Source organism: Kitasatospora humi (assembly GCF_020907985.1).
GTDB classification, from domain to species: Bacteria; Actinomycetota; Actinomycetes; order Streptomycetales; family Streptomycetaceae; genus Kitasatospora; species Kitasatospora humi.
The window spans coordinates 13,197-38,302 of record NZ_JAJJPA010000001.1 but is presented as its reverse complement, the minus strand read 5'-3'; the positions used below and the strand labels follow the sequence as shown (position 1 = coordinate 38,302).

Genomic DNA, 25,106 nt, shown 5'->3' with positions numbered 1-25,106 from the left:
GGGTGTCGTGTCGAACGTGGTCAGCGGGCTGCGCGCAGCTCGCGCGGCAGCCAGTCGAAGCTGTCGGCGCTGTTCCCCGCGGCGGACCGGTACTCCAGACCGATCGGGCCGGTGTAGCCGGCCGCGGTCAGGCGGTCGAGCAGCGCGGCGAGGTCGAGCGAGCCGGTGCCGGGCTCGTGGCGGCCGGGATTGTCGGCGATCTGCACATGGCCGATCCGGTCGGCATGGCTGTCGATCACGGCTTCCAAGTGCTCGCCGTTGACCGACAGGTGGTAGAGGTCGCACAGGAACCTGGCGTTGCCGAGCCCGGTGGCGGCGTTGACCCGGTCGACCACGGCGACCGCGGCGGCGGCGGTGTGCAGCGGGTAGTCCGGCGCGTCCTCCCGGTTGAGTGCCTCGATCAGTAGCACGGCGCCGATCGAGTGGGCGGTACGGGCGGCCAACGCAAGGTTCTTCAGGGCCAGTTGGTCCTGGGCGACCGGGTCCACCCCGGCGATCCGGTTGCCGTAGAGGGCGTTCAGCGCACCGGCGCCCAACGACTCGGCCAGTGCCGCGGCCACCGGGAGGTTCTCCCTGAACCGCTCGCTCGCGGCCGGCAGCGAGGCGGTTCCCTTGGCGCCCGCCGACAGGTCGTCCAGCAGGTTCAACCCGCTCAGGCGCAGCCCGGCATCCTTGAACGCGGTGCGCAGCGCGTCGAGTTGGGCCTTTCTCGGAACGGCTTGGGTGCCGAACGGCCACCACAGCTCGGCAGCCGTGAAGCCGGCGGCGGCAGCCGCGGCCGGGCGCTCCAGCAGCGGCAGTTCGGCGAACAGGATCGACAGGTTGACGGTGGCGCGCCCGCCGATGGACGCGAACGCGGAAGCGGCGGCCATGTCCTTCTCCTCGGAATTCGGCGAATTCCACGATGTGAAAGCTGAATTCTGCTCAACGGAAGCTTGCCATGTCCGCCCGGAGCGCCGTCAAGGCTGCTGCAACGGTTTGTTGAAGTTGCCGCCGGTGACCGCTCCCGCGCGCCGGCCGCTCGCTACAGTGAACGCGTGCGATTGATGGTGGAATTCACGACAGAACCGTTCGAGCTGGGTGCCTTCCCGGACCACGCGGCGGCCGCCCGCCGAGCTGCGGACGAGGCCGGACTCGAGGTGACGGTCGGTCCGTTCGGCACCAGCGCCACGGGCGAGGCCGAGCAGGTCATGGCCGCGGTCACCCGACTGCTGCACGACAGCCTGGACGCCGGCGCCAACCGGATCTCCTTCCAGGTCAGCGTGTTGCCGGTGGGCGAGGAGGTGGCCGCGCCATGACCGACGCCCGGGAGCACCCGCTCACCGCGGCGATCAAGCCGCTGCTGGACGCCGTCGGCGCCACCCCGTTCGACCCGGCCGAGGCCCGGCCCGACGACGTGATCCTGGAGTGGGAGGGCGCCCCAGCGGTCGCCGTCCGGCTGCCGCACCTGGGCAGCGCGCTGGACCGGTTGCTGGCCGAGGTGACCCGCCAGTTCGGCGGCCGGCCGCTCAGCGAGCTGGACCGACCGGAGAAGCAGCGCGCGGTGGCGATGCTGGAGGAACGCGGCGCCTTCACCGTCCGCCATGGCGTGGAGACCGTGGCGTCGGCCCTGGGTGTCAGCCGGTTCACCGTGTACAACTACCTGAACCGCCAAACCTGATCCGCTACCTTCAACAAAGTGTTGACGGTCGGGGGTGGTAGGCCTACCTTGTGCGAGTGGCACCACTCTTCAGGAGGTCCACCGTGACCCACCACCCCCACGCGTCAGACGACCCACCCGGCGCCCTGAAGGCGCTCGCCACCGCCGAGCCCGCCGACCTGCGAAAGCTCCTGCTGGAGATCTGCGCCAGCCCCCAGTGGGCCGCGGCGGTCGCGGCCACCCGCCCCTGGCCCGACCGGGCCGCCCTGCTCGCCGCCAACGCGGCGGCCCTGGCCACCCTGAGCACCGCCGACCTCACCCAGGCGCTGGCCGGCCATGCCCGGATCGGCCGCCCCACCCCTGGCAACGCCGCCTCCGAGCGCGAGCAAGCCGGCATCCGCGGCGCGGACCGGGCAGTGCTCGACGAACTCGACCGGGCCAATGCCGCCTACGAGGCGAAGTTCGGCCACGTGTTCCTGATCTGTGCCACCGACCGCACCGCGGAGGCCGTGCTCGCCGCCCTGCGCGAGCGCCACCCGAACACTGCGGCAACCGAGGCGGAGATCGTCCGGCGCGAACTGCGCAGGATCAACGACATCCGTCTCAGTCGCCTTCTCGACGAGGCACTCTGAGGGACACTCGGAGAAAGGGACTGAGCAGCCGTCAGTTCCTGACCATACGTCACACCACTTATTGAACAGGGACGTTCACTCAATGACCGGCATCTCCACGCACGTGCTCGACACCAGCCTGGGCCGCCCGGCCGAGGGCGTCCCGGTCGAACTGGCGCTCAGCACCGAGGGTGGCTGGACGGTGCTCGGCACCTGGGCCACGGACTCCGACGGCCGGGTCGAGGACCTGCCGGCCGTGACGGCGGGCTCGGTCGTCCGACTGACCTTCGACACCGCCGCGTACCACGCGCGCTCGTCGACCGGGGCGCCGTTCTTCCCCGAGGTCACGATCGTCTTCACGGTCGCGCCCGCACAGCGCCACTACCACGTGCCGCTGCTGCTGAACCCCTTCGGATATTCCGTCTACCGCGGAAGCTAGCCACCAAGGAGCCGTCGATGGCCCACGTGCTCGGTCAGAACCAGTACGGCAAGGCGGAGAACCGGATCGTCCGCGTCCAGCGGGACGGCGCCCGGCACTCGATCAAGGACCTCAATGTGTCGGTGGCCCTCCAGGGCGAGTTCAGGGACGCCTACCTCACCGGATCGAACGCCAACTGCCTGCCCACCGACAGCACCAAGAACACCGTCTTCGCCTTCGCCAAGGAGCACGGCATCGAGTCGGCCGAGGCGTTCGGCATCCTGCTGGCGCGCCACTTCGTCACCGGGACCGAGCGCGGCGTGGTGCACAGCGCCCGGATCCGGATCGAGGAGTACGCCTGGAACCGGATCCAGGCCCCCGGCGCCCCCACCACCGGCGCCGGCGAGGTCGGCCACTCCTTCGTCCGCGACGGCGGTGAAGTGCGCACCACCGAGGTGGTGTTCGACGGCGAGCTGGTCCAGGTGATCTCCGGCCTCCAGGACCTGGTCGTGATGAACACCACCGACTCGGAGTTCTGGGGCTTCATCAAGGACAAGTACACCACCCTGCCGGAGTCCTTCGACCGGATCCTGGCCACCCAGGTGACCGCTCGCTGGAAGTACTCCTACTCCGGCGCCGACGGCCAGGCCCCGCCCGAATGGAACCGCAGCTACCGGGAGGTCCGCCGCCACCTGCTGGAGGCCTTCGCCGGGACCTACTCCTACTCGCTGCAGCAGACCCTGCACGCGATGGGCACCCGGGTGCTGGACAACCGGCCCGAGGTGGACGAGGTCCGCCTGGAGCTGCCGAACAAGCACCACTTCCTGGTCGACCTCGAGCCGTTCGGCCTGACCAACGACAACGAGGTGTACCACGCCGCCGATCGGATGTACGGCTTGATCGAGGGCACGGTGCACCGCGACGGCGTGCTCCCGGCCATTCCGGTGCGCTAGAGCCGAGCGAGGAGTCCCCATGGCAGTCCAACCACCGCCCGCCGACCGGAGAACAGTGATCGAGAACGCGGCGATCGCCACCGTCGACGCCCAGGGCACCGAGTGCGCCCGCGGGCACGTGGTGATCAAGGGCAATCTGATCGAGTCGGTCGGCGACGGCCCCGCACCGCAGGGGCTGGACGGCGTCGTGCGCCGGATCGACGGCGCGGGCCACCTGCTCACTCCCGGCCTGGTCAACGCCCACCACCACTTCTACCAGTGGATCACCCGCGGCCTGGCCCAGGACGACACCCTGTTCGACTGGCTGGTCACGCTCTACCCGACCTGGGCCAGGATCGACGACCGGCTGGTGCACGCCGCCTCGCTGGGCTCGGTCGCCGCGCTGCTGAAGTCCGGCTGCACCACCGCGAGCGACCACCACTACGTCTTTCCGCGCGGCGCCGGTGACCTCCTGGGCGCCTCGATCGAAGCCGTCCAGCAGCTCGGCCTGCGCTTCACCGCCCTGCGCGGCTCGATGGACCTCAGCCGCAAGGACGGCGGCCTGCCACCCGACCGCGCGGTGGAGGATATCGACGAGGTCCTCAGCGCCAGCGAGGCGGCGGTGGACCGCTGGCACGATCCCTCGTTCGGCTCGATGCTGCAGATCGCGATCGCGCCCTGCTCGCCGTTCTCGGTCTCCACCGAACTGCTGCGCCGGTCCGCCGAACTGGCCCGCCGCAAGGGCGTGCGGCTGCACACCCACGGCTCGGAGACCGCCGAGGAGGGGCGGTTCTGCGAGGAGCAGTTCGGGATGGGCCCGACCGACTACTTCGAGTCCACCGGCTGGCTCGGCGAGGACGTCTGGATGGCGCACTGCGTGCACATGAACGACTCCGACATCGCCAAGTTCGCCGAGACCGGCACCGGCGTGGCCCACTGCCCGTCGTCCAACGCCCGGCTCGCGGCCGGCATAGCCCGGGTGCCCGACATGATCAGGGCCGGTGTCCCGGTGGGCCTGGGCGTGGACGGCACCGCCTCCAACGAGTCCGGCGAGCTGGGCACCGAGCTGCGCAACGCGCTGCTGATCAACCGCCTGCACGGCCGGCCGGACGCGCTGACCGCCCGCGGTGCACTGCGCCTGGGCACCATGGGCGGTGCCCGGCTGCTCGGCCGCCAGCACGAGATCGGCTCGATCGAGGTCGGCAAGCTGGCCGACCTGGCGCTCTGGAAGGTGGACGGGGTCATGCACTCCTCGATCGCCGACCCGGTCGCCGCGCTCGTCCTCGGCGCGCTGCCGCCGCTGTCGGTGCTGTTCGTCAACGGCAACGCCGTGGTCGAAGAGGGGAGGCTGACCACGGCGGACGAGAACCGGATCGCGCTGATCTGCGCCCGTGCCGCCCAGGAGCTGGCTGCGCGCGGCTGAGCCGCGTGCCCCGGTCCCCTCCCCCGACCTCGGACTCCGGGCCGCCCAGGGACGGTGCGTGACCCGGAACTCCGCCCGCCGCCCTCGTAAGGCGGGTGGACCGCGGCCCCGGACCCACGGCGAGGGTCCGGGGCCGCGGCATGACCGCACAGCGTCACCACGTAAGTTATTGGGTCGAAACATTCGACTTCGAGAGAGATCCGCTATGTCCACCGTGGGACCGGCGATTCCCGCCGCCCGCCCGCCCGCACTGCGCGGCTCGCTGCGCCGGACCCTGCGGGCGGCTTCGCGCCACCCGGTGGTCGCCGCAACCGTGCTGTCGGGTCTGCTCCATCTGGTGTGGGTGTTCTGGCTGGCCAATGACGCGGGCGACCTGTCCGCCCAGTACGCCTGGACCGACTTCGCCCGGGACCACCCGGAGTCGGCCTACAACCTGTCGTGGTACGGCGGGATGCACGTCGCGTCGTACAGCGTGGTGTCGCCGTACCTGATGAGCTTCCTGGGAGTGCGGACCACGGGCGCGCTGGCCGGTGTCGCCAGTGCTGCCCTCGGTGCCCTGCTGCTCAGCCGGTCGGGCGTCTCCCGGCCGATGTGGCCGGCGCTGTTCACGGCCTTCGTGCTCTGGTGCGACGTGGCGTCCGGGCGGGTGACCTTCGCGCTGGGGCTGGCCTTCGGGCTGGCCGCCGCCGTGGTCGCCTTCACCTGCGGCGGCCCTCGGCTGCGCGGCGCGCTGCTCTTCGTGCTGGCCGCGCTGGGCACCATGGGCAGCCCGGTCGTGGGGCTGTTCCTGGAGGTGGCGGCGGCCGGGCTGTTCCTGACCGGGCGGCGGCGGGACAGCTACCCGCTCTTCCTGGCACCGGCCGTGGTGGTCGGCGCGACCACGCTGCTCTTCCCGTTCAGCGGGGTGCAGCCGTTCTCGTTCCACAACATGGTGCTGGTGGTGGCGGCGGCACTGGCGGTGGTCTGGCTGGTGCCGCGCGAGTGGGCGGCGGTGCGCCGCGGCGGGATCGTCTATGCGATCGGCACCCTGCTGGTCTTCCTGGTCCCGTCGCCGGTGGGCAGCAACGTGGAGCGGCTCAGCCTGCTGTTCGCCGGCACCGCGCTGCTGGCCGCGCTGACCGGCAGCGCGCAGACCCGCAAGCGGGCGGTGTGCACACTGCTCGCCTTCCTGTCGGTGACCGGCTGGATCACCGGCCGGACGATCGGCGACCTGCTGGCGACGGCGCCGAAGGCCCCGGCGGCCCGGGACGGCGGCGCGTTGATCGACGAGTTGCAGGAGCTGGGCGCCGACCGCGGCCGGGTCGAGGTGGTGCCGCTCTCCTCGCACTGGGAGGCGAGCGGGGTGGCGCCCTACGTCGACCTGGCGCGCGGCTGGAACCGGCAGGCGGACTACACCCGCAACCCGCTGTTCTACGCCGCCAAGAAGCTCACCGCCGACGACTACCACGCCTGGCTGCGGCAGTGGGCGGTGGGCTATGTGGCCCTCTCCTCGGACAAGCCGGACAACGGCGCGAGGGACGAGGCGGCGCTGATCCGGGCCGGCCAGCCCTGGCTGAAGCAGGTCTGGCAGCACGGCGCCTGGACGGTCTACCAGGTGACCGACACGACCTCGCTCGCCGATCCGCCGGCCGTGGTGCAGCACGCCGGAGCGGCCTCGATGACCGTGCAGGTGCCGGCCGCCGGCGAGGTGCGCCTGAGGGTGCCGTGGTCGCCCTGGCTGGGTCTGGCCGGGCACACCGATGACGAGCACGGCTGCCTGGCCCGCTCGGGCGACTGGACGGTGCTGCGCGCACCCGCCGCCGGGACCTACCGAGTCACCGGCTCCTACGGTCTCACCCGTGGCAACCCCTGCCCGGCGGGAAACTCCTGACGGCCGGTCAGCGGCATTTTCCAACCGAGGGCCCCGTCGGAAACCGAACGTCCGGCGGGGCCCTCGGTGTTCGGGGGTCAGGCCTGCAACGTCCTGGTGGCGGTGGGCGCGTGGCCGGGCTCGGTGGCCGGCTCCTCCCACTCGACCACCTGCGCGATGTCGGCGGTGGGGCTCATCGGGATGTTGGTGACCCGTTCCAGGATCACCTCGACCACCACCGGCACCCGGTGTTCGGCGGCCAGCTTCCCGGCCCGCTCGAAGGCGGCACCCAGCTCGTCGGGCCCGGTGACCCGGATCGCCTTGCAGCCCAGGCCCTCGACCACCTTGACGTGGTCGACGCCGTAACCGCCCAGTTCGGGCGCGTTGATGTTCTCGAACTCCAGGTTGACCTGGAAGTCGATGCCCAGGCCGAGCTGCGCCTGCCGGATCAGACCCAAGTAGGCGTTGTTCAGCAGCACATGGACGTAGGGGATGCGGTGCTGGGCGCCGACCGCCAGTTCCTCCATCATGAACTGGAAGTCGTAGTCGCCGGAGAGGGCCACCACCGGGCTGCGCGGGTCCGCGGTGGCGACCCCGAGCGCGGCCGGAATGGTCCAGCCGAGCGGCCCGGCCTGGCCGCAGTTGATCCAGTGCCGCGGTCGGTAGACGTGCAGCAGCTGGGCGCCGGCGATCTGGGCGAGGCCGATGCTGGTGACGTAGCGGGTGTCCGGGCCGAAGGCCCTGTTCATCTCCTCGTAGACCCGCTGCGGCTTCATCGGCACGTCGTCGAAGTGGGTGCGGCGCAGCAGGGTCGCCTTGCGCTCCTGGGTCTCGGCGATCCAGTCGGCGCGGTCCGGCAGCCGCCCGGCGGCCTTCCACTCCTCGGCCACCTCGATGAGGAGCCCGAGCGCGAGCCCGGCGTCCGAGGCGATGCCCAGGGTGGGGGCGAAGATCCGGCCGATCTGGGTGGGGTCGATGTCGACGTGCACGAAGGTGCGCCCCTCGGTGTAGACGTCCAGCCGGTAGCCGGTGTGGCGGTTGGCCCAGCGGTTGCCGATGCCGAGCACGAAGTCCGAGGCGAGGAAGGTGGCGTTGGCGTAGCGGTGCGCGGTCTGGACGCCCACCATGCCGGCGTGCAGCTCGTGGTCGTCGGGGATGGCGCCCCAGCCCATCAGGGTGGGGATCACCGGGGTGCCGGTCAGTTCGGCGAACTCGACCAGCAGGTCGGCCGCGTCGGCGTTGATGACGCCGCCGCCGGCCACGATGAGCGGGCGTTCGGACGCCAGCAGCAGTCGCAGCGCCCGCTCCACCTGGGCCCGGGTGGCGGCCGGCTTGTGGACGGGCAGCGGCTGGTAGGTGTCCGGGTCGAACTCGATCTCGGCCTGCTGGACGTCGATCGGCAGGTCGATCAGCACCGGCCCCGGACGGCCGGACCGCATCAGCTGGAAGGCCTGCTGGAAGACCCCGGGAACCTGGCCGGCTTCCAGCACGGTGGTGGCGGCCTTGGTGACGGGCCGGGCGATGGCGGCGATGTCGACGGCCTGGAAGTCCTCCTTGTGCAGTTTTGCGACCGGCGCCTGGCCGGTGACGCACAGGATCGGGACGGAGTCGGCGATGGCCGAGTAGAGGCCGGTGATCATGTCGGTGCCGGCCGGCCCGGAGGTGCCGACGCAGACTCCGATGTTGCCGGCCCCGGCCCGGGTGTAGCCCTCGGCCATGTGCGAGGCGCCCTCCACGTGCCGGGCCAGGACGTGCCGGATGCCGCCGCCCTCCCTGAGCGCCTTGTAGAACGGGTTGATGGCGGCGCCCGGCACGCCGAACGCGACCTCGACTCCTTCGCGCTTGAGGATCTCAACTGCCGCGCGGGCGGCCGTCATTCGAGGCATCGGCTGACTCCTGCCAGTGATTCCACATTGCGGAATTCCGCTTCTGCTATTCGAAATCACGGTAGGCGGCGGCCAATTGGCGCGTCAAGGTTCGCGGAAGTCGATTTCAACAATTCGTTGATCGCCAGGTCCGGCGCGGCGGCCGGGCTGCCGCAGACCCTGCGGTGGACCGGCGGCACGGTGGGCACGGCGGTGCTGGTCCCGCTCTTCAGCACCCCCGGCCGACCCGCCACCGGCAGTGCGGCGCACCGCCTGGTGCAGGGCGTCGACGCGGCCTTCGCACCGGGCACCGCGGTGGCGGCGGCCTCCGTCCTGGTGGCGGCGCCGGTGAAACGCGACCGGCGGGCCTGACGCCCGCAACTCGTCCGGTCCACCGAGGCGTTGACCGGTGGACCGGACGAGTTGCGGAAATCAGCCGAGGCGCTCCAGGAAGTCCGGCACGAGCGGGCCGGCCAGCTCGCGGAACTCCTCGAAGTACGCGTGGCGGGCACCGGGGATCAGGCGGACCCGCGCGCCGGGGATCCGCTCCGCGAGCAGGGCGGCGTTGGCAGTGGGGTTGAACCGGTCGTCGGTGCCGTGCAGCACCAGGGTGGGCGCGAGGACCTGCGGCAGCACGTCCCACGCGTCGTGCCCGTTGCTGGCGAGCAGGTGGCCGCGCCGGGCGTGCGGCGGCATGGCCGGGTCGCCGACGGTGCGGTGCGGTCCCGGGTGGGCGGCCAGCCACTGCGGCGTGTACATCAGGTCCAGCAGGCTGCGCAGCCGCTCGGCCGGGTCCGGGGAGACGAGCGAGCGGCGCACGGTGTCGTCGCGCTCGACGGCCTCGGGACCGCCGGGCGAGGTGCAGCCGAGCACCAGCGAGCGGACCCGCTGCGGATGGCGGACGGCCAGCCACTGGGCGACCCGTCCGCCCATCGAGGTGCCGTAGACGTCGGCCCGCTCGATGCCCAGGTGGTCCAGGACGGCGATCGCGTCCTCGGCGAAGACCTGGGTGCTGTACGGCCCTTCGGGCTTGTCGCTCTCGCCGGTGCCCCGGTAGTCGAGGGTGATGGTGCGGCGGGCGGCATGGAAGTCACCGCGGACCGCGTCCCACCACCGGTGGTTGTTCGCCTGTCCGGCGAGCAGCAGCAGCGGGGCGCCCGCGCCCTGGGTCTGGTGGGCGATGCGGATCCCGTCAGCGGTGATGGCGTGTGGCACGGCTTCCGTCCTTGTCGGCCCGGGCCGGCGACCACCGGCCTCGCCGCCCACCCTACGAGGGCGGCGGCCGCCGGGGAGCGGGCACCCCGGCGGCGGTGCGGTCCGCGGCCGCTCAGTCGAGCAGGGCGTAGCCCGCTAGGGTCAGGAAGTCGACGAACTCATCGGCGAGCGCGACCTGTTCGAAGAGCTCGCGGCTCTCGGCCCAGCGACCGGCAGCGAACGCCGCGTCGCCCACTTCGGCGCGGATGGTGTCCAGTTCCTCGGAGATCAGCCGCCTGGCGAGTTCGGCGGTGACCTTCTCGCCGGTGTCGGCCAGCACCACGCCGTTGCGGATCCACTGCCAGACCTGCGAGCGGGAGATCTCGGCGGTGGCGGCGTCCTCCATCATGTTGAAGATGGCGACCGCGCCCAGGCCGCCGAGCCAGGCCTCGCAGTACCGAAGGCCGACGGCCACGGCGTTGCGCAGCCCGGCCGCGGTGCAGGATCCGCCGGCGCCCGCGATGTCCAGCAACTGCTGGGCGGTGACCGGCTGTTCGGAGCCGGCATGGTCCTTCTGATGGGGCCGCTCCGCCAGCACGGCGTCAAAGCTCGCACGGGCCACCGGCACCAGGTCGGGGTGGGCCACCCAGGAGCCGTCGAACCCGCCGGCCGCCTCGCGGTCCTTGTCGGCCTTGACCTTCTCCAGCGCCGCCGCGTTGACCTGCGGGTCCCTGCGGGACGGGATGAACGCGGCCATGCCGCCGATCGCATGGGCGCCGCGCCGGTGGCAGGTCCGCACCAGCAGACGGGTGTAGGCGGCCATGAACGGCGAGGTCATGCCCACGGTGTTGCGGTCCGGCAGGACGAAGTGCTCACCGGCGTCGCGGAAGTTCTTGACGATCGAGAACAGGTAGTCCCACCGGCCGGCGTTCAACCCGGCGGCGTGGTCGCGCAGTTCGTGGAGGATCTCGTCCATCTCGAAGGCGGCCGTGATCGTCTCGATCAGCACGGTGGCCCGGATGGTGCCGTGCGGGACGCCGAGTCGGCGCTGGGCGTGGGTGAAGACGTCGTTCCAGAGCCGGGCCTCCAGGTGGCTCTCGATCTTCGGCAGGTAGAAGTAGGGCCCGGAGTTGGGGTCCGCCTCGCCCTTGGCCAGCAGCCGCCGGGCGTTGTGGAAGAAGTAGAGGCCGAAGTCGAAGAGGGCGCCGGACACCGGGGTGCCGTCGACCAGCAGGTGGCGCTCGTCCAGGTGCCAGCCGCGCGGCCGGACCACCACGGTGGCCAGTTGGTCGGCGGGCAGCAGCTTGTACTCCTTGCCCTGCGGGGAGGTGAAGTCGATCCGCCCCTCGAAGGCGTCGATCAGGTTGAGCTGACCGGAGACCAGGGCCTCCCAGGTCGGCGAGGTGGCGTCCTCGAAGTCGGCCAGCCAGACCTCGGCGCCGGAGTTGAGGGCGTTGACGGCCATCTTGCGGTCGGTCGGGCCGGTGATCTCAACGCGGCGGTCCTGGAGCGCCCGCGGCGCCGGGGCCACCGTCCAGTCGCCGGCCCGGATGCCGGCGGTCTCGGGCAGGAAGTCGAGGGCGCCGGTGCGGGCGATCTCGGCGCGGCGCTGCCGGCGCCGGGCCAGCAACTCCTGCCGGCGGGGTTCGAATGCCTGGTGGAGGCCGGCCACGAAGGCCAGGGCCGCCGGGGTGAGCACCTCCTCCGCGCGGTGGACCCGCGGGCCGGCGACAGTGACGACCGGAGGCTGGGCGGTTGCCATGGCAGGACACTCCTTGGGCGGCGATTCTGTAAAGTGGAGAGTAGTTTCCGCAATACAGAATTTCAACGGTTTGTTGACGGATCGCCGCACCCCCTGGGATCCCGACGGCAGGCCCCGACCAACGAGGACCGACCCGTGCCCAGCAGCTCAGCACCCGACCGCGCCGGCGGCGTCCAGTCCGTCGAGCGCGCCTTCCAGCTGCTGGAGGCCCTCGCCGACACCGGGGGCGTCGCCACCCTGAGCGAGCTGTCCAACAGTTCCGGCCTGCCGATGCCGACCATCCACCGCCTGGTACGTACCCTCGCGCAGCAGGGGTATGTCCGCCAGGACAGCGCGCGCCGCTACACCTTGGGCCCCCGGCTGATCCGGCTCGGCGAGACCGCGGGTCGACTGCTCGGCAGCTGGGCCCGGCCGTACCTGGCCGAGCTCATGGAGGCCACCGGCGAGACCGCCAACCTGGCCGTACTGGAGGGCGGCGAGGTGGTGTACGTCGGGCAGGTGCAGTCCCGCCGCTCGATGCGGATGTTCACCGAAGTCGGCCGCCGGGTGCAGCCGCACTGCACCGGAGTGGGCAAGGCACTGCTCGCCCAGCTGCCCGAGGAGGAGGCGCGGACCGTGCTCGGCAGCCAGCCGCTGCCCGCGCACACCGAGTTCACCGTCACCGACCGGGACGAGCTGTTCGCCCAGCTGGCCCACGCCCGCGAGGTGGGCTACGTGGTCGACGACCAGGAGCAGGAGATCGGGGTGCGCTGCATCGCGGTGGCGGTGCCCGGTGCGCCGACCCCGACCGCGCTGTCGGTGTCAGGGCCGGAGGCCCGGATCCGGGCCCTGGAGGAGCAGAGCGGCGCCGAGCCGCTGGTCACGGTGATGCAGGGGATCGCCGAGCGGCTCGGCGGCGTGCTCGCCCCCTGACGCTGCGCACACGGTCGATGACCTGGAGTGGCTAGAGTGGCGGCATGCGCTCACTGCTCGTCCCCCTGCTCGGCGCCGCCCTGCTGGCCGGCGGGCACCACGCCGATCTGAAGGTGGTGCCGTTCGACCCGGATCCGGCCCCGCCCGGCGGCACCACCACGGTCCACGCCTTCGTCGCGAACGACGGCCCCGACGTGGCCGGGGCGTTCACCGTGACGGTCCGACTGCCCGCCCGGACGCATGCCGTCGGACCGTACTTCCCGGCGAACTGCACCCCCGACCCCCGTGCCACCGTGGTGGTGTGCAGCTTCCCGGCCGGGCTCGGGGTGCTGCGGTCGGCGACCGCGCTGGTGCCGATCAGGCTGTCCGGCACCGCATCGGGCACCCTCACCGGCGGCTCGGTCGAGGTGAGGAGCGCGAACGACCCGGACCACTCGAACGACAGGCGGTCGTTCGTGGTCCGGGTCGGTCGCTCAGCCGCCTGGGGTCAGCGGTAGACGCGCACGTAGTCGGCCTTCATGGTGATCGGGGCCGAGGACGTCGGCGACGGGTGGTACTTGCCCGCGCTGATGGCCATGTCCAGGATCAGGCTCGCCGAGAAGTTCGGGCCGACGCCCTTGCCGTCGGAGAAGACCTTGACGCCGTTGACGTACCAGTCGACCGAGTTGGCGCCGTAGTAGGTGCCGACGGTGACCCACTGGCCCGGCTTGACGGCGTTCGCGTCCCGGTCGTCCTTGGAGGCCAGGTTGACGTGGTTGGTCAGCTCCAGCACGTTCGGGTTGTCGGGGTGGTACTCGTAGGAGTCGATCTCACCGTGGCTGCTGCCCAGCGCGGTGTTGCCGTTCTCCCAGGTCCAGAACGACGCCCAGGCGCCCACCTGACTCGGCAGCTGCACCCGGGTCTCGGCGTAGTCGCCGGTGTGCACCTGGAAGTTCTGCGGGGAGTTCTGGGTGGTGAGCAGACCGGTGTTCCAGGCCTTCAGCCCGTTCTCCAGGACGTTGCTGCTCGGCGTTGCGGTGAAGGTGGCGACGCCGTTGGCGACGGTGACCGCGGACGGGTTGATCCAGTCGAGCTTGTTGTCGTTCGGGTTGTGGGTGCCGTAGTGGTAGGCGCCGCTGCTGGCGTCGTTCCAGCGGTTGGTGTCCACGCTGCTGCCGTTGAACTCGTCCGACCAGACCAGCGACTTGCCGGCGATCGGCGACGCCGGCGCGGGGGCCGGAGCGGGCGCGGGGGCCGGGGCCGGCGCGGGGGCCGGGGCCGGCGCGGGAGCCGGGGCCGGCGCGGGAGCCGGGGCGGGGGCCGGAGCCGGAGCCGGGGCGGGGGCCGGAGCCGGAGCCGGGGCGGGGGCCGGAGCCGGAGCCGGGGCGGGCGCGGGGGCCGGAGCCGGAGCCGGAGCCGGGGCGGGCGCGGGGGCCGGAGCCGGAGCCGGAGCCGGGGCGGGCGCGGGGGCCGGGGTCGACGCGGCCTTGGCGACGGTGAGCTTCTTGGAGGCCAGGTTGTGCCAGGCGCCGGCGTGGTCCTGGTAGTAGCCGAAGACGGTGTAGCTGCCGACCGGGAAGGTGCGGGCACCGGTGGTCATGGAGACGCCGCCCGGGCAGATCCGCACGTTGCCGTGCGAGCCGGGGAAGTCGAGGTTGTGGCCGGCCGCGTCGCGGACCCCGACGCCGAGCTTCTGCGCGGTGAAGCAGGAGTCGGAGTGCACGGTCAGGTCGGCGGTGACGTTGGTGTTGGCGGCGGCGGTGGTCGGGGTCAGGCGGTCCTGGGTGACCGTCGGAGCGGCGGCCGAGCCGGTCAGGGCGCTGGCCTGGCCGACCAGCGGAACGGCGAGCAGGCCGAGGGCGCCGGCGACGACGGCGAGGCGCGCTGGGGTGGCGGCAGGTATCACGGGAGTTTTCCTCGTGCGACGCCTGCGGAGTTAGCTGTCGGGTTCGGGCCGCACTGTGCCCGGCCGCCGCTGAAGCGGACGGCCTCACCCCGAGCCGCGGCGCGCACCGCACGCCACACGGGCGCGCGAAGCAGGTCGTGGCAGTACCGGGTCCCCCGCTCCTGCCTGTGGCGATGCTGTGGTCACCGTCCGTCGGGCAGGCAGGATTCGGCGTCCCGACGTTGGGTCCGCCGGAGTCGGCGAACGCGTGCAGGCTAGGCAGATGATGTGATCCTTAACAATGTTTGAGAAGTGTCGCCATGGTCACACCAACCCCTGCCGCCGCTCCGGCGACTCCCGCAAGTAGCCCGCGCGGCAAGCAAGTTACGTGGACATGAAGACTTGTCCAGCGCCTTCCCAGGAAGCTCCCAGGACTCCAGACTGCTGCACATGCAGACTCTTCTACGCGCGTTGAAGACGCGCACCGCGTCCGTGCTGACCGTCGGCCTGCTCACCCTGGCCCCCACCGTCATGGTCGCCACCGACGCCCACGCCGACGTCAGCGGCAGCATCTGCCAGAGCGCCCTCCCCCAGCAGGCCGACGACACCCTCAACGAGATCGCCGATGGCGGCCCGTTCCCGTTCTCCCAGGACGGCGTGGTCTTCCAGAACCGCGAGGGCGTCCTGCCGACCCAGGACTACGGCTACTACCACGAGTACACGGTCGTCACCCCGGGCGCCTCCACTCGCGGCACCCGCAGAATCATCACCGGCGAGGGGGACCAGGAGGACTACTACACCTCCGACCACTACGCCTCGTTCTACTTGATCGACTTCACCTGCTGACCACCACGCGCTGACGCCACCGCCCCGCGGGCCTCGCCGCCACCGACGACGATCGGCGGCCGGTGGGGCGGTTCGGGGGCCGTCAGGTGTGCTGGAGCACCAGTTCGTCCTTGAGCGTCGCGCGGATCTGGTCGCGCAGTTCCTTGCTGTCCTGGTGTCCGTGCACCGAGACCGCGTGCTCGGCGGCGGCACGGACCACCTCTTCCTCCTCGCCGGTGATGCACAGCGAGCAGTTGCTCTCGCTGGGGAATTCCCGGCAGTCGGCGACCTTGCGCATCGTGGACCTCCCGACCCGGCACGCGCCGCGCCCACCGGCGGGCCACCGGCTGGCCGGACGACCGGCGAACGGCGGCACGCGCGTGTCGCGTCACCATTGTCCCTCCGCCACGCCGGTCCGATAGCGTGGGAATCCGACAACACCGACATTCTCCGACCGGAAGCGAGGAACTCCACCCGCCATGAGCGAGACCGCTGCCCTGCCCGCCTTCGCCGGGCGGACGTACCTGTTCCAGGTCGACAACGGTGCCGTCTTCCGCAACGCCTACTCGGCCGACGGCAAGCGGCTGCGCTGGGAGGGGCTGGGTGAGTCGGCCGGCCAGTGGGAGGACGTCGAACTGCAGGTCGCCGAGGTCGCGCCGCAGATCTACTTCGTCAGTTGGACCGAGCGGAGCGGGATCACGGTCAGCCATGTGATGGACCTGGGCGCGCTGACGGTGCGGGCGTTCTGGACCTTCGAGGGCGAGGGCGGCCGGGTCGGCGAGCTGCACACCGGCACACTGGAGCCGGTGCTCTGATCGACCGTCAGCCCGGCTGGGCCAGGTGCTGGGAGAGCCAGCCGAGGGCAGCGGGCTCCAGCCTGGTCCAGGTCTCGAAGTTGTGCCCGCCGTGCTCGACGGTGGCCAGCGAGACCGTGGTCGGCGGCCGGGCCGCGGCGGCGAACGCCGGGGCTCCCTTGGCCGAGGCGCTGTCGTCCTCGCTGTACGCGAGCAGCAGCGCCACCTGCGGCGGCGGCAGGTTGTGCAGCCGCCAGAGCAGGTCGGCCTCGTTGCGCCGCTGCTGATCACCGGCGAACAGGTCTCCGGTGGTCGGGTCCTCGGCTGCCTTGAAGTAGCCGTCCAGCGCGGCGGCGGCCGGGAACGCGGCCGGATCGCGCATCGCCAGCTTGAGCGCGCAGTAGCCACCGGTGGAGTCGCCGATGATGCCCCAGCCGCGGCCCTGGCCGATCACCCGGAACGCGCCGGCCACCGCCCGCGGCACCTCATGGGTGAAGTAGGTGGCGGCCTGCGGGCCACCGGGCACGTCCTCGCACTCGGTGTCCCTGGGCATCGCGGGCGCTGACCGCAGCATCACCAGCACGGTGGGCTGCTGCTGTCCGCTGCGCAACAGGCCGAGCGAGATGCCGGGGTAGTCGAGCCGGGTGACCAGGTTGCGGGCGGCGCCCGGGTAGCCGGTCAGCACCACCAGGGCGGGGAAGCGCTGCTGCGCGTAGCCGGGTTGGAAGTACTGCGGCGGCAGGTAGACATAGCCGTCGGTGCTCAGGCCGGTGCCGCCGCCACCGATCCGCACGGTCAGCAGCTGCCCGCTGCGCTGCGGCGGGCCGCCCTGGACGTTCTCGGTCGCCAGGGTGCGGGCGGTGGCGGGAGCACTCGACCCGCCGCCCGGGTTGCCGGGGCCGACGGATTGCACGGCGGGGTGCGCGATGCCCAGCAGGTCGGACCAACTGGTGTAGAACGAGAAGTAGTTGTTCACCAGCAGGCCGACCACGACGAGCACCGCGAGCTGGGTGACCAGGATGGCGGTGATCCGGCCGACCACAGCCGCCGGTCCGGGCCGGGCCAGTCTGGGCCAGTACAGGACCGTGCCGATGACCGCGCCCAGAGCGGCCAGCAAGGCCAGCGTCAAGAGCTCGTGGCTGGTCAGGCCCATTCGGATCGGCTCCTCGTCAGCTCCCCGTCGGCCCCGCTGCCCGCGCGATCGGCCGGCCCCGCTTGCCGGGCGATACCGACGCCTCCGCACCGGCGGTGGCGGCCTCCGGCCGGGCCTCGGCCCGGCGGCGGTCGATCAGGGCGACGCTGCGGTCGTTCATGGTTCAAACGCTACGCCGAGGTGCGTCCGCGCAGGTCGCCAGTCACCGTCTGCCACCATCCCCTGCCGGTGGCGGGTCGGCGACGGTCTCCCCCGGAGGGTGGCCGCCGCTCGCCACCATCCCCTCCCGGTGGCGGTCGATGACGGTCTCCCCCGGAGGGTGGCCGCCGCTCCTCGGGCAGGCCACCCGAGTGCGGGCCGCCGCAGCGCGCGACGATGCGCGCCGCTGCTCGGGTACGTGCCAAGGCTGTCCGCCGCTCCGGAGTCGGCGGTTCTCTGATCACACCTGCATTGGACCGCACTTTGAGCCATTTGCCCGAATGTGACACCCGTTGCAGCGAAGCCAGGGCAGGAGCCCGTCCGGGCACCGTGCGCCGCCGGCTTGGCTTCAGCCCATCGGCTTCCAGTCCGCCGCGAAGGCCCGGGCGGGATTGTGACGCAGGATCAGCTCGGCCGTCGGCCGGTCGAGGGCCGCCTCGATGCGCGGGCGCAGGTTGGTGAGCAGGAACGGCATGCCCGGGCCGTCGGCGGTGGACCGGGCCGCGGCGGTCACCGTGTCACCGCCCAGCAGCAGTTGCTCGGCGTGCCCGGCCTCGGCGAGCGCCACCAGGACGTCGAGCAGGCGCCAGTCGGTGGCGGCGTTGGCCCGGGACGGACCGTCGAAGGCGAGGAAGGCACCGCTCCGAGCCAGCTCCCGGTGGATCCGCTCGTCCGGGAACCGGTTGAGATGGCCCAGCAGCACACTGCTCGGCGGCACCTCCAACTGCCCGCAGAGCAGGTCGAGCACCTCGGTGGCCGCCGTGCCCAGCTCATGGTGGACGCCGATCGGTGCTCCGGTGACGTGGTGCGCGGCGGCGGCCGCGGCCATGGTTCGGCGGGCGTGCTCGTCGAGGCCGTGGAAGCCCCCCGCCACCTTGATCATTCCCGCCCGGGGACCGTCGGTCCCGATGCCCTGGGTCAGCTCGGTGATGAACAGCTCGGCCAGCGAGTCGAGTTCGGGCAGCCGGTCGTAGTGGGCGGCCCGGTGCATGCCGGTGGCGGCGACCAGGTGCACGCCGCTGCTGCGGGCCAGCTCGGGCAGCTCGGTGGCCCGGCGGCCCATCCCGTACGGCGTCCACTGCACGACCGCCTGACCACCCGCCACCCGGAAGGCTGCCAACTCGGCAGCGGCCGCCGCCACATCGTCAAGCTCCTGGCCCGGCAGCAGCTGGCTTCGCAGGAAGAGGTGGTCATGGGCGTCGCAGACACCCAGATCGGCCGGGTCGAGATCGCCGAGCACGCTACGGACGGTGGTCACTGGGCTGCCTCCTCGGCGGTGAGCTTCTCGGCGTCGAGCCCTTCGAATGTCGCCGCGGCCACGCGCAACGCGGCCAGGGCCTTGGGTGCACCGATGTACGGCGCCAGATGCACGAACACCTCCACCACCTGTTCCCTGGTCAGCCCCACCCGCAGACTGCTGCGGATGTGTCCGGTCAGCTGGGGGTCCACACCGCCCAGGGTGGCCAGGCTCGCCAGATTGGCCAGCTGACGCTCCTTCGGCTCCAGGCCTGGCCGTTGGTAGGTACCGCCGAACAGGCTGGTGACGATCCAGTCCGGAAAGCCCGGCGCGATCCGCTCCAGCCCGGGCAGTGCGGCCTCCTGGGTCGCCCGGTCCTGGAAGCGGTCCAAGGTGCGATAGCCGGCCTCACGGTCGACGACGGTCCTGGTGAGCTTCATCTCTTCCCTCCTGTCAGTTGGTTGACGTGACATCACCAGTGCCTTCCCTGAGGCAGTTCGGTCAGCTCCGGCATGCTCAGGTGGTGCACCCGGTACTGCTCACCGGGGAGTTGGCCCGTCACCTCGTCCGTGCCGAGGGTCAGGGTGACCAGTTCCCAGCGCGTGGTGTCGATCGCGACGGCTGCCGAGTGCACACCGGGCAGCTCGGCGTGGGTGGACAGTGTGCTGAGCGATCGCTCGATCAACTCGGCCGGATCGCCGTCGGCCGGGATCGGCTGCAGTCGGCGCACGGCGGTGGCCGGGGTGGCGTCGAACCGCGGCCCGCGCCGGTGGGCCAGGCCCAGCCAGCTGCGCACCACCGGGCGCCCGAAATCCTGGCTGAGCCCACGGAAGCCCGCCCCCCAGAGGAAGGCGTTCATCCCGGCGACCGTGTTCCAGAGGTAGAACGGCGCGTACTGGTTGACCGGCGAGCCGGCCGCACCCCGCTCGCGGACCAGATAGGCCTTCATCGCCAAGCCCGGGAACTCGTCCATCAGCCGACCCTTCTCGGCGACCCGACGATGGACGATCCCCATGTCGTAGTCCGCGGGCAGAGTGATCTCGTACTGCATCGCCAGCACCGGCGCCTCCCCCTTGTTTCGTTCGATCGACTTCGGACCGGTTGCCGGTCGGCTTCAGCCCGGTTACTGATCGGCTTCAGACCAGTCGCCGGTCGGCTTCAGACAGCTGGCTCTTGAGCAGCGCCAGCGCGCCGCGCACCGCCTGGTGGAACGGCTCCTCGGACTCCGCCGACCGGGCCAGCACATAGCCACCTTGGAGCACCGCGACCAGTGCCTGCGCCAGCTCCGCCGCCGGGGCTCCCGGGCGCAGCTCCCCGGCCCGGCGCCCCTCCTCGATCACCTCCGCCAGTCGGCCGGTGAGCCAGTCGAAGGTCTCCCGCACCGGCGCCCGCAGCTCGGCGTCGGCCACCACGTCCGGATCCTGCGCCATCCGCCCGATCCGGCAGCCGCGCAGCACCTCGCGCTCCCGCAGCAGGTAGTTCTCGATCCGCTGGTAGGCACCGCCGGGCCCGCCCAGCTGCTGTTCGGCCAGTGCCCGCATCTGCTCGCCGCTGCGCCGCAGCGCGGCCGCGGCGAGGTCGGGCTTGCCCTGGAAGTGGTGGTACATGCTGCCTTGTCCGACGCCCGCCCGCTGCTGGATGGCCCGCGGGCTGGTGCCGACGTAGCCCCGCTCCCAGAGGAGCTCCTGGGTGCTCTCGATGAGCCGGTCGCTGGTGTTCATGCGAGTACTGTACATACCAGTAGGTACAGTGGTCCAGTCACTCGTCGCCCCCATGGGTGACCAGCAGCATCCACCCCAGGACACCTCGATGAGGATCCGGACAGAGGTCTGGACAGCACCGCGTCGCAGGCGCGATAGTGACCGCGGAATAGTTGAATCTTCACGAGTTGTTGTCCGGGTCGGCACATCGGGAGCACCTGAAGGAGTCCTCACCGTGATCACCCGCTCGCCCGCCGAGGAGTACACCCGGGCCCAGCTGTTCTTCGACTCGAAGGCCTACGCTGACGCCGCCCGGATCCTGCAGCCGCTGGTCGAGGCCGAGCCCGAGCAGCTCGCCGCCCGGCTGCTGCTGGCCCGCAGCTACTACCACTCGGCGCAGCTGAACCGGGCCGCCGCCGAGCTGCGGCTGATCCTGGCGCAGGATCCCACCGAGAGCTACGCGCACCTGATGCTCGGCCGCACCCTGGAGCGCCAGGGCCGCAACGACGAGGCCCGCCCGCACCTGCGCCTGGCCGCCGCGATGACCGACGCGTTCGCCTGACGACCACGCCCACCGGACCGCCGCCCGCCCGCACCCCCACGCGGGCGGGCGGCTCCTGCCGTGCCGAAACAACCGGCGAGCCCGGGCAGTCGGTGCCGCCATGACCCACCACCCGTCGCACTCGGGAGCGCGGGACGGCAACTGGGCGGGCGCCTTCCAACTCGGCGTCCTGGTCGCCGCCGCGAGTCAGGGCATCGGCCTCGCCCGGGCCGCTGGACAGCGGTCATCGAAAGACCGGCAGGCTGCGCACCGCCAGCGTCGAGATCAGCGCGCTCGCCACCAACGCCGTCACCAGGCGGCCCCGTTCACCCGTCAGCACGCGCCCGAGCAAGGCACCGCCCGCAGCGAGCAGCAACTGCCAGGAGGCCGAGGCCAGGAACGCGGCGAGGACGAAGACCGGCCCCGCCCGACGCTGCGCACTGCCGCCGAGCACCAGCGCGATGAAGTAGATCATCGTCGCCGGGTTGAGCAGGGTCAGGCCGACCAGGGCGGCATAGGCGCGGGCAGCCGTACCGGCCACCACCTGCGGGCCGTTGTCGGCTACCGCACCACCTCGTGCTTTCGGTGCGGTCAGCGCGGTCCGCACCGCGATTGCGAGCAGCACCACACCGGCCGCCCAGCGCAGCGGAGTCGAGGCCGGCGCCAGGAACTTCGCGGCGCTGTGGCCGCCCAGCACCGCGACCGCCGCGTACACCCCGTCGGCCGTCGCCACGCCGAGCGCGGCACCCGCTCCGACCCGCCAGCCCCGGCGGGCAGACAGCCCCAGCAACAGCACTCCGATGGCACCCACCGGTACCGCGATCCCGTATCCGGCCAGCAGGCCGGCGAGTACCGCGGCGTTCATGCGAGCGGCGGCTCGTGCGGTCCGGGCCGGCGGCCACCGCGCTGTCGCTCCGACCCGGCCGTTCCGCCGGCGGTGGGATGGACTGCGAGGGTGCGGGTGGAGCACATGCGGGCAGTCTGCCGGGCCTGCCCCACCCCGCGCACCGGCTTTTCCCGCAGGCGGCCACGGCAGTCAACCGACCGATCGCTGCCGTCTCCTGAGAAGACCGCCATGCAGTCCTCGTCCGTTGGGTGATCCGGGGGTTGCAGGAGAAGGCGGCCCGAGCCCTTCCTGCCGAGGACGTCGAACGCGCGGAGGGATGGTGACCGCGCCGCGCCCCCCGACGCCTCCCACGGCGCCTCTCGGCGGGCGTCGGCCACCGACCATCCCGACCTCGTGCCCAGGCCCCTGGCGAACCTGGCCGGACTCGAAGCCCGCGGCGCCACGTCAGTGCGGGCGGCGGGCTGTCCGGCCGCTGACACGAAATAGTCATACAAGTCGGACGCAAGTCGGAATCCGGCGGGTCTGCTATCAATCCGTATGCGTGTCATTCGGTCCGGCGGCGTCTCCCCACCGCCGGATCGTCCCCGTATCCGGCCGCTCAGCGAGGCACCCGTGCGCATCATCCCCGCCCGCACCACCTTGGCAACCGCCACCGTCCTGGCGGCCATCCAGGTGGCCGGCACCGCCCAGGCCACCGAACCCGCTGCCCATCAGGCCGCGCTGCCGCCAAGCTCCGTCCGGGGGCTGACACCGGTCGCCACCACCTCGCACCTCCCTGCCGGCGACAAGGGCGCGCTGGACGTGTGGTTCAACCTGGCCACCGCCACCCTCAACTCCGACGGTTCGGTGGCCATCAGCGGAAACTACAGCTGCTGGGACGACTCGGGGATCCAACAGGCCCAGCTGCGCGTCGACTTCACCTCGGCCAACGGCGCCCACGGCAGCACCGCCATGACCGCTCCGTGCGACGGGGGCGGTGCTCCGTTCACGGCCGTGGCGTATCCCGACCCGGGTTCCACCGCCTTCACCAAGAGCTCCTCGGTCGAAGCGCACGCCACGCTGACCATCGACCAGGCCACCGGCGAGGAGGCGACCGACGAGGCGACTCTGTTCGTCGAGCCGCGCACGCTGCGCGCCGATCCCGTCGTCAACAACGCCGATGGCACCCGCACCGTCGGCGGCACGTACAGCTGCACCGCCGCCACACCCGACACCACCCTGACCTACACGATCGCCGACGACTCGCCCAACGCCGACTACGCCGGCACGGCCATGCTCCAACTCCCCTGCCCTGCCGTCGAGAAGGCCTGGACCATCACCATCACTCGCAACCTCCAGCTACCCGGCAACGCGCCCGGCACCCCCGGGGCCCCGGGCGCCGGCAGCGTCAGCAGCGCCGCCGAGGCCGTCAGGGTCCGCCAGCGGGAGTCCTGCCCACCCCAGGTCTGCAAGGGGGCCGGCAGCGGTTCCCAGGGCGAGACCTGGGTCTGGGTGGACAAAACCGGGGGGTTCGGCAGTTTCACCGGCTCGGAGACCGCCTGGGGCGAGTAGCCCCGCAGAAGCGGATCCCTCGACGGCCCGTCAGGTCCTTTCTGCCAAGACAGCCTTGTCCTTACTCAGCCGGGTGGGGCGACTCCCGAGTTCAGCTCCACCGGAGTTCACTCCAAGCTCACTGCAAGCTCACTGCAAACGGCAGCCAGGCCGCGGTCCGAACGGGTGACATGGTGCATGCGGAACCGGGGCGAGCGGGAATACGTCGCACACCAACCGCCTCTGCCGAAAGGTGCCGTTCATGCGCCGCATCGCCGCCGCTCTCCTGGGAGCCATCGCACTCGTCGGGCTCGCGGTCACACCGGCCGGCGCCATCACCGACCCGGGTGCCGCGGCCCGCTGCGTGATGCAGGACGCCACCGGCGGCCTCACCAATCCGGCGGCGATTCCCAACGGGATCCTCGGCTGCCTGAAGTAGCACGTTCGTCCACCCGGCCCACGGTGACGCCCACCCCGCAAGGAGAACCCTGCATGACCACAACACGTCGGGCCTGCGCGAAGGCCGTCCTGGCCCTGGCGGCCGGCTCCGTCGCGGCCCTGCTGGCCGCCGCCCCGGCAGCCGCGACCGCACACGCCGCCGGGCGAAGCGCACCCACGGTGCGCGCCGGCGAGGTCTTCACCTGCGCCTACATCGACGACAAGAAGCTGCCCGACGTGTACGGCCGAGGCTGCACCCCCCAGAAGGTCGGGCCACTGTCCGACTTCACCATCCGCCCCGCCCTCGTCGGCTCCGCCTACCACTGCCGGACCGGCTGGGCCGACGGCCTTGAGGTGGTCAACGGGTCGGACTGCCAGAAGATCGCCTGACCGCTGCTCCCGCGCACGTGGCAACGCCCCGCCGGCCCACGTGCGCGGTCCGTCGTCCGGCCACTGGAGGACATCTTCGAGGCAGTCCCGGGCCGAGAGGGTCGCGACGGGCCGAGAGGGGGCAGGGCGGACGGCCGTGCCACCATGAACGCATGGACTTCGACGGAGAACGCCCGATCGCACCACGGTCGTTGCTGGTCGACCGCGTCAACTGGTTCCACCTGGAACACCCCGTCTTCGTCGGTGCCGGCTGCCGCTTCTGGACGGAATCACGAGCCCTGGTGGTCGAGACGCCGTCGGGTGAACGGCACACGTACGCGGGTTGGGTGTGTCGGTGAGGCCGCGAAGTCTTCGTCGCAAGCGACTTGAGCCCCCTTGCTGCCCCTCGGGCGGCTGCCGGGGCGGCTGCGCTCACCGCACGGCGCGCCGCCTCCGCACGGTAGCCATGAGCCGGCACCCTGTCCGGTCAAGACCGATCAGTTTTGGAGAAGCCCCGGCCCGAGGCTCCCGCCTAGCCTCGGTTCCATGAACGACATCACCATTCACTGGACCTTCCTCCCCCACACCGACCCCGAGGCCTCGCTCGCCTTCTACCGCGACATCCTCGGCTTCGAGGTGCGCAACGACGTCGGCAACGGCACGATGCGCTGGATCACCGTCGGCCCGGCCAACCAGCCCGGCACCTCCATCGTGCTGGAACCGCCGCTGGCCGGGCCCGGCTACACCGAGGAGGAGCACCGCGTCGTCGCCGAGATGATGGCCAAGGGCACCTATGCCCGCCTGACGCTCGCCACCAGCGACCTCGACGGAGTCTTCGCCAAGGTCAAGGCCAACGGCGCCGAGGTCGCGCAGGAGCCGACCGACCAGCCCTACGGTGTCCGGGACTGCGCGTTCCGGGACCCGGCGGGCAACCTGGTCCGCTTCAACGAGATGCGCTGAGTCCGCCGCCTCGTGGGCCGCACGCGCCAGGCGCTCTGTGCGTCG

The 25,106-nt window shown here is 71.8% G+C and carries 31 protein-coding genes and 1 riboswitch; of the genes, 18 read left to right on the top strand and 13 right to left on the bottom strand.

Annotated elements, in window-relative coordinates; genetic code table 11:
* Nucleotides 1-20: 20 nt before the first annotated feature.
* A complete protein-coding gene (locus LN042_RS00205) occupies nt 21-872 on the bottom strand; it encodes a TIM barrel protein (RefSeq protein WP_230047653.1) in 852 nt (283 codons plus the stop codon).
* 174 nt (nt 873-1,046) lie between these two features.
* On the opposite strand from LN042_RS00205, the gene LN042_RS00200 reads away from it, so the two are divergent.
* The 7 genes from LN042_RS00200 (at nt 1,047) to LN042_RS00170 (ending at nt 6,893) form a co-directional block, all read left to right on the top strand.
* On the top strand, nt 1,047-1,298 hold the full coding sequence (locus LN042_RS00200) for a thiamine-binding protein (protein WP_249800464.1): 252 nt from the start codon (nt 1,047-1,049) through the stop codon (nt 1,296-1,298).
* Nucleotides 1,295-1,660, top strand: coding sequence for a helix-turn-helix domain-containing protein (locus LN042_RS00195; protein WP_230047651.1), 366 nt, complete (start codon nt 1,295-1,297; stop codon nt 1,658-1,660). The genes LN042_RS00200 and LN042_RS00195 overlap by 4 nt, the downstream gene beginning before the upstream one ends.
* Before the next feature lie 83 nt (nt 1,661-1,743).
* Nucleotides 1,744-2,271, top strand: a complete 528-nt coding sequence (uraD, locus tag LN042_RS00190) for a 2-oxo-4-hydroxy-4-carboxy-5-ureidoimidazoline decarboxylase (protein WP_230047650.1) — start codon at nt 1,744-1,746, stop codon at nt 2,269-2,271.
* An 82-nt stretch (nt 2,272-2,353) separates the two neighbouring features.
* Nucleotides 2,354-2,689, top strand: coding sequence for a hydroxyisourate hydrolase (gene uraH, locus LN042_RS00185; protein ID WP_230047649.1), 336 nt, complete (start codon nt 2,354-2,356; stop codon nt 2,687-2,689).
* Between the two features lie 17 nt (nt 2,690-2,706).
* A complete protein-coding gene (gene pucL / locus LN042_RS00180; protein WP_230047648.1) occupies nt 2,707-3,621 on the top strand; it encodes a factor-independent urate hydroxylase in 915 nt (304 codons plus the stop codon).
* Nucleotides 3,622-3,640: 19 nt separating this feature from the next.
* Nucleotides 3,641-5,023 carry an 8-oxoguanine deaminase gene (locus LN042_RS00175; protein ID WP_230047647.1) on the top strand — a complete coding sequence of 461 codons (1,383 nt, stop codon included), beginning with the start codon at nt 3,641-3,643 and terminating at the stop codon, nt 5,021-5,023.
* A gap of 205 nt (nt 5,024-5,228) precedes the next feature.
* Nucleotides 5,229-6,893 (top strand): DUF8823 domain-containing protein, encoded by a 1,665-nt coding sequence (locus LN042_RS00170; protein ID WP_230047646.1) that lies wholly within the window; start codon nt 5,229-5,231, stop codon nt 6,891-6,893.
* Nucleotides 6,894-6,970: 77 nt separating this feature from the next.
* Here LN042_RS00170 and gcl read toward each other — a convergent pair whose 3' ends face one another.
* Entirely contained in the window at nt 6,971-8,758 is a 1,788-nt protein-coding gene (gene gcl / locus LN042_RS00165; RefSeq protein ID WP_230047645.1) for a glyoxylate carboligase, read from the bottom strand.
* A gap of 117 nt (nt 8,759-8,875) precedes the next feature.
* Here gcl and LN042_RS00160 point away from each other — a divergent pair, with 117 nt between their 5' ends.
* Nucleotides 8,876-9,109 (top strand): hypothetical protein, encoded by a 234-nt coding sequence (locus LN042_RS00160; protein ID WP_230047644.1) that lies wholly within the window; start codon nt 8,876-8,878, stop codon nt 9,107-9,109.
* Nucleotides 9,110-9,169: 60 nt separating this feature from the next.
* On the opposite strand, the gene LN042_RS00155 is transcribed toward LN042_RS00160, so the two are convergent.
* The gene (locus LN042_RS00155) at nt 9,170-9,952 is read right to left on the bottom strand and encodes an alpha/beta fold hydrolase (protein ID WP_230047643.1); all 783 of its coding nucleotides are present in this window, start codon (nt 9,950-9,952) and stop codon (nt 9,170-9,172) included.
* A gap of 112 nt (nt 9,953-10,064) precedes the next feature.
* Nucleotides 10,065-11,693 carry a malate synthase A gene (aceB, locus tag LN042_RS00150; RefSeq protein ID WP_230047642.1) on the bottom strand — a complete coding sequence of 543 codons (1,629 nt, stop codon included), beginning with the start codon at nt 11,691-11,693 and terminating at the stop codon, nt 10,065-10,067.
* A 135-nt stretch (nt 11,694-11,828) separates the two neighbouring features.
* Between aceB and LN042_RS00145 the strand changes: the two genes are divergently transcribed.
* Together LN042_RS00145 and LN042_RS00140 are read left to right on the top strand one after the other, a co-directional pair.
* Nucleotides 11,829-12,605, top strand: coding sequence for an IclR family transcriptional regulator (locus LN042_RS00145; RefSeq protein ID WP_230047641.1), 777 nt, complete (start codon nt 11,829-11,831; stop codon nt 12,603-12,605).
* A 44-nt stretch (nt 12,606-12,649) separates the two neighbouring features.
* Nucleotides 12,650-13,102 (top strand): hypothetical protein, encoded by a 453-nt coding sequence (locus LN042_RS00140; RefSeq protein WP_230047640.1) that lies wholly within the window; start codon nt 12,650-12,652, stop codon nt 13,100-13,102.
* Here the strand turns inward: LN042_RS00140 and LN042_RS00135 are convergent.
* Nucleotides 13,093-14,490, bottom strand: coding sequence for a glycoside hydrolase family 16 protein (locus LN042_RS00135; protein ID WP_230047639.1), 1,398 nt, complete (start codon nt 14,488-14,490; stop codon nt 13,093-13,095). The genes LN042_RS00140 and LN042_RS00135 overlap by 10 nt on opposite strands.
* Nucleotides 14,491-14,493: 3 nt before the next feature.
* Nucleotides 14,494-14,673: riboswitch (cyclic di-AMP (ydaO/yuaA leader) on the bottom strand.
* A gap of 246 nt (nt 14,674-14,919) precedes the next feature.
* On the opposite strand from LN042_RS00135, the gene LN042_RS00130 reads away from it, so the two are divergent.
* Nucleotides 14,920-15,315: a ribonuclease gene (locus tag LN042_RS00130; RefSeq protein WP_230047638.1), complete on the top strand. Its 396-nt coding sequence runs from the start codon at nt 14,920-14,922 to the stop codon at nt 15,313-15,315.
* 82 nt (nt 15,316-15,397) lie between these two features.
* Here the strand turns inward: LN042_RS00130 and LN042_RS00125 are convergent, their stop codons facing one another.
* Nucleotides 15,398-15,592: a DUF1059 domain-containing protein gene (locus LN042_RS00125; protein WP_230047637.1), complete on the bottom strand. Its 195-nt coding sequence runs from the start codon at nt 15,590-15,592 to the stop codon at nt 15,398-15,400.
* Nucleotides 15,593-15,773: 181 nt separating this feature from the next.
* Between LN042_RS00125 and LN042_RS00120 the strand changes: the two genes are divergently transcribed.
* Complete coding sequence (locus LN042_RS00120) at nt 15,774-16,109, top strand: MoaF-related domain-containing protein (RefSeq protein WP_230047636.1); 336 nt, start codon at nt 15,774-15,776, stop codon at nt 16,107-16,109.
* Between the two features lie 7 nt (nt 16,110-16,116).
* Here LN042_RS00120 and LN042_RS00115 read toward each other — a convergent pair whose 3' ends face one another.
* The 6 genes from LN042_RS00115 to LN042_RS00090 all read right to left on the bottom strand — a co-directional run bounded on the left by LN042_RS00115 (nt 16,117) and on the right by LN042_RS00090 (nt 20,397).
* Nucleotides 16,117-17,241 (bottom strand): alpha/beta hydrolase, encoded by a 1,125-nt coding sequence (locus LN042_RS00115; RefSeq protein ID WP_230047635.1) that lies wholly within the window; start codon nt 17,239-17,241, stop codon nt 16,117-16,119.
* A gap of 16 nt (nt 17,242-17,257) precedes the next feature.
* Nucleotides 17,258-17,401: a hypothetical protein gene (locus LN042_RS00110; protein WP_230047634.1), complete on the bottom strand. Its 144-nt coding sequence runs from the start codon at nt 17,399-17,401 to the stop codon at nt 17,258-17,260.
* Between the two features lie 387 nt (nt 17,402-17,788).
* Entirely contained in the window at nt 17,789-18,697 is a 909-nt protein-coding gene (locus LN042_RS00105; RefSeq protein ID WP_230047633.1) for a phosphotriesterase family protein, read from the bottom strand.
* A complete protein-coding gene (locus LN042_RS00100) occupies nt 18,694-19,116 on the bottom strand; it encodes a carboxymuconolactone decarboxylase family protein (protein WP_230047632.1) in 423 nt (140 codons plus the stop codon). Before LN042_RS00100 ends, LN042_RS00105 begins: the two co-directional genes overlap by 4 nt.
* Before the next feature lie 32 nt (nt 19,117-19,148).
* Nucleotides 19,149-19,736, bottom strand: a complete 588-nt coding sequence (locus LN042_RS00095) for a DUF4865 family protein (protein ID WP_230047631.1) — start codon at nt 19,734-19,736, stop codon at nt 19,149-19,151.
* A 76-nt stretch (nt 19,737-19,812) separates the two neighbouring features.
* Entirely contained in the window at nt 19,813-20,397 is a 585-nt protein-coding gene (locus tag LN042_RS00090; RefSeq protein WP_230047630.1) for a TetR/AcrR family transcriptional regulator, read from the bottom strand.
* Nucleotides 20,398-20,611: 214 nt separating this feature from the next.
* Here LN042_RS00090 and LN042_RS00085 point away from each other — a divergent pair, with 214 nt between their 5' ends.
* Nucleotides 20,612-20,938, top strand: a complete 327-nt coding sequence (locus LN042_RS00085; RefSeq protein WP_230047629.1) for a tetratricopeptide repeat protein — start codon at nt 20,612-20,614, stop codon at nt 20,936-20,938.
* 223 nt (nt 20,939-21,161) lie between these two features.
* Here LN042_RS00085 and LN042_RS00080 read toward each other — a convergent pair whose 3' ends face one another.
* Nucleotides 21,162-21,782 (bottom strand): LysE family transporter, encoded by a 621-nt coding sequence (locus LN042_RS00080; protein ID WP_230047628.1) that lies wholly within the window; start codon nt 21,780-21,782, stop codon nt 21,162-21,164.
* 594 nt (nt 21,783-22,376) lie between these two features.
* Here LN042_RS00080 and LN042_RS00075 point away from each other — a divergent pair.
* The 5 genes from LN042_RS00075 (at nt 22,377) to LN042_RS00055 (ending at nt 25,061) form a co-directional block, all read left to right on the top strand.
* Entirely contained in the window at nt 22,377-23,315 is a 939-nt protein-coding gene (locus LN042_RS00075) for a hypothetical protein (protein WP_230047627.1), read from the top strand.
* Nucleotides 23,316-23,556: 241 nt separating this feature from the next.
* A complete protein-coding gene (locus tag LN042_RS00070) occupies nt 23,557-23,733 on the top strand; it encodes a hypothetical protein (RefSeq protein ID WP_230047626.1) in 177 nt (58 codons plus the stop codon).
* Between the two features lie 53 nt (nt 23,734-23,786).
* On the top strand, nt 23,787-24,122 hold the full coding sequence (locus LN042_RS00065; RefSeq protein WP_230047625.1) for a hypothetical protein: 336 nt from the start codon (nt 23,787-23,789) through the stop codon (nt 24,120-24,122).
* A gap of 152 nt (nt 24,123-24,274) precedes the next feature.
* Nucleotides 24,275-24,460 carry a hypothetical protein gene (locus tag LN042_RS00060; protein ID WP_230047624.1) on the top strand — a complete coding sequence of 62 codons (186 nt, stop codon included), beginning with the start codon at nt 24,275-24,277 and terminating at the stop codon, nt 24,458-24,460.
* A gap of 187 nt (nt 24,461-24,647) precedes the next feature.
* Nucleotides 24,648-25,061, top strand: a complete 414-nt coding sequence (locus tag LN042_RS00055; RefSeq protein WP_230047623.1) for a VOC family protein — start codon at nt 24,648-24,650, stop codon at nt 25,059-25,061.
* The last annotated feature ends 45 nt before the right edge of the window (nt 25,062-25,106 follow it).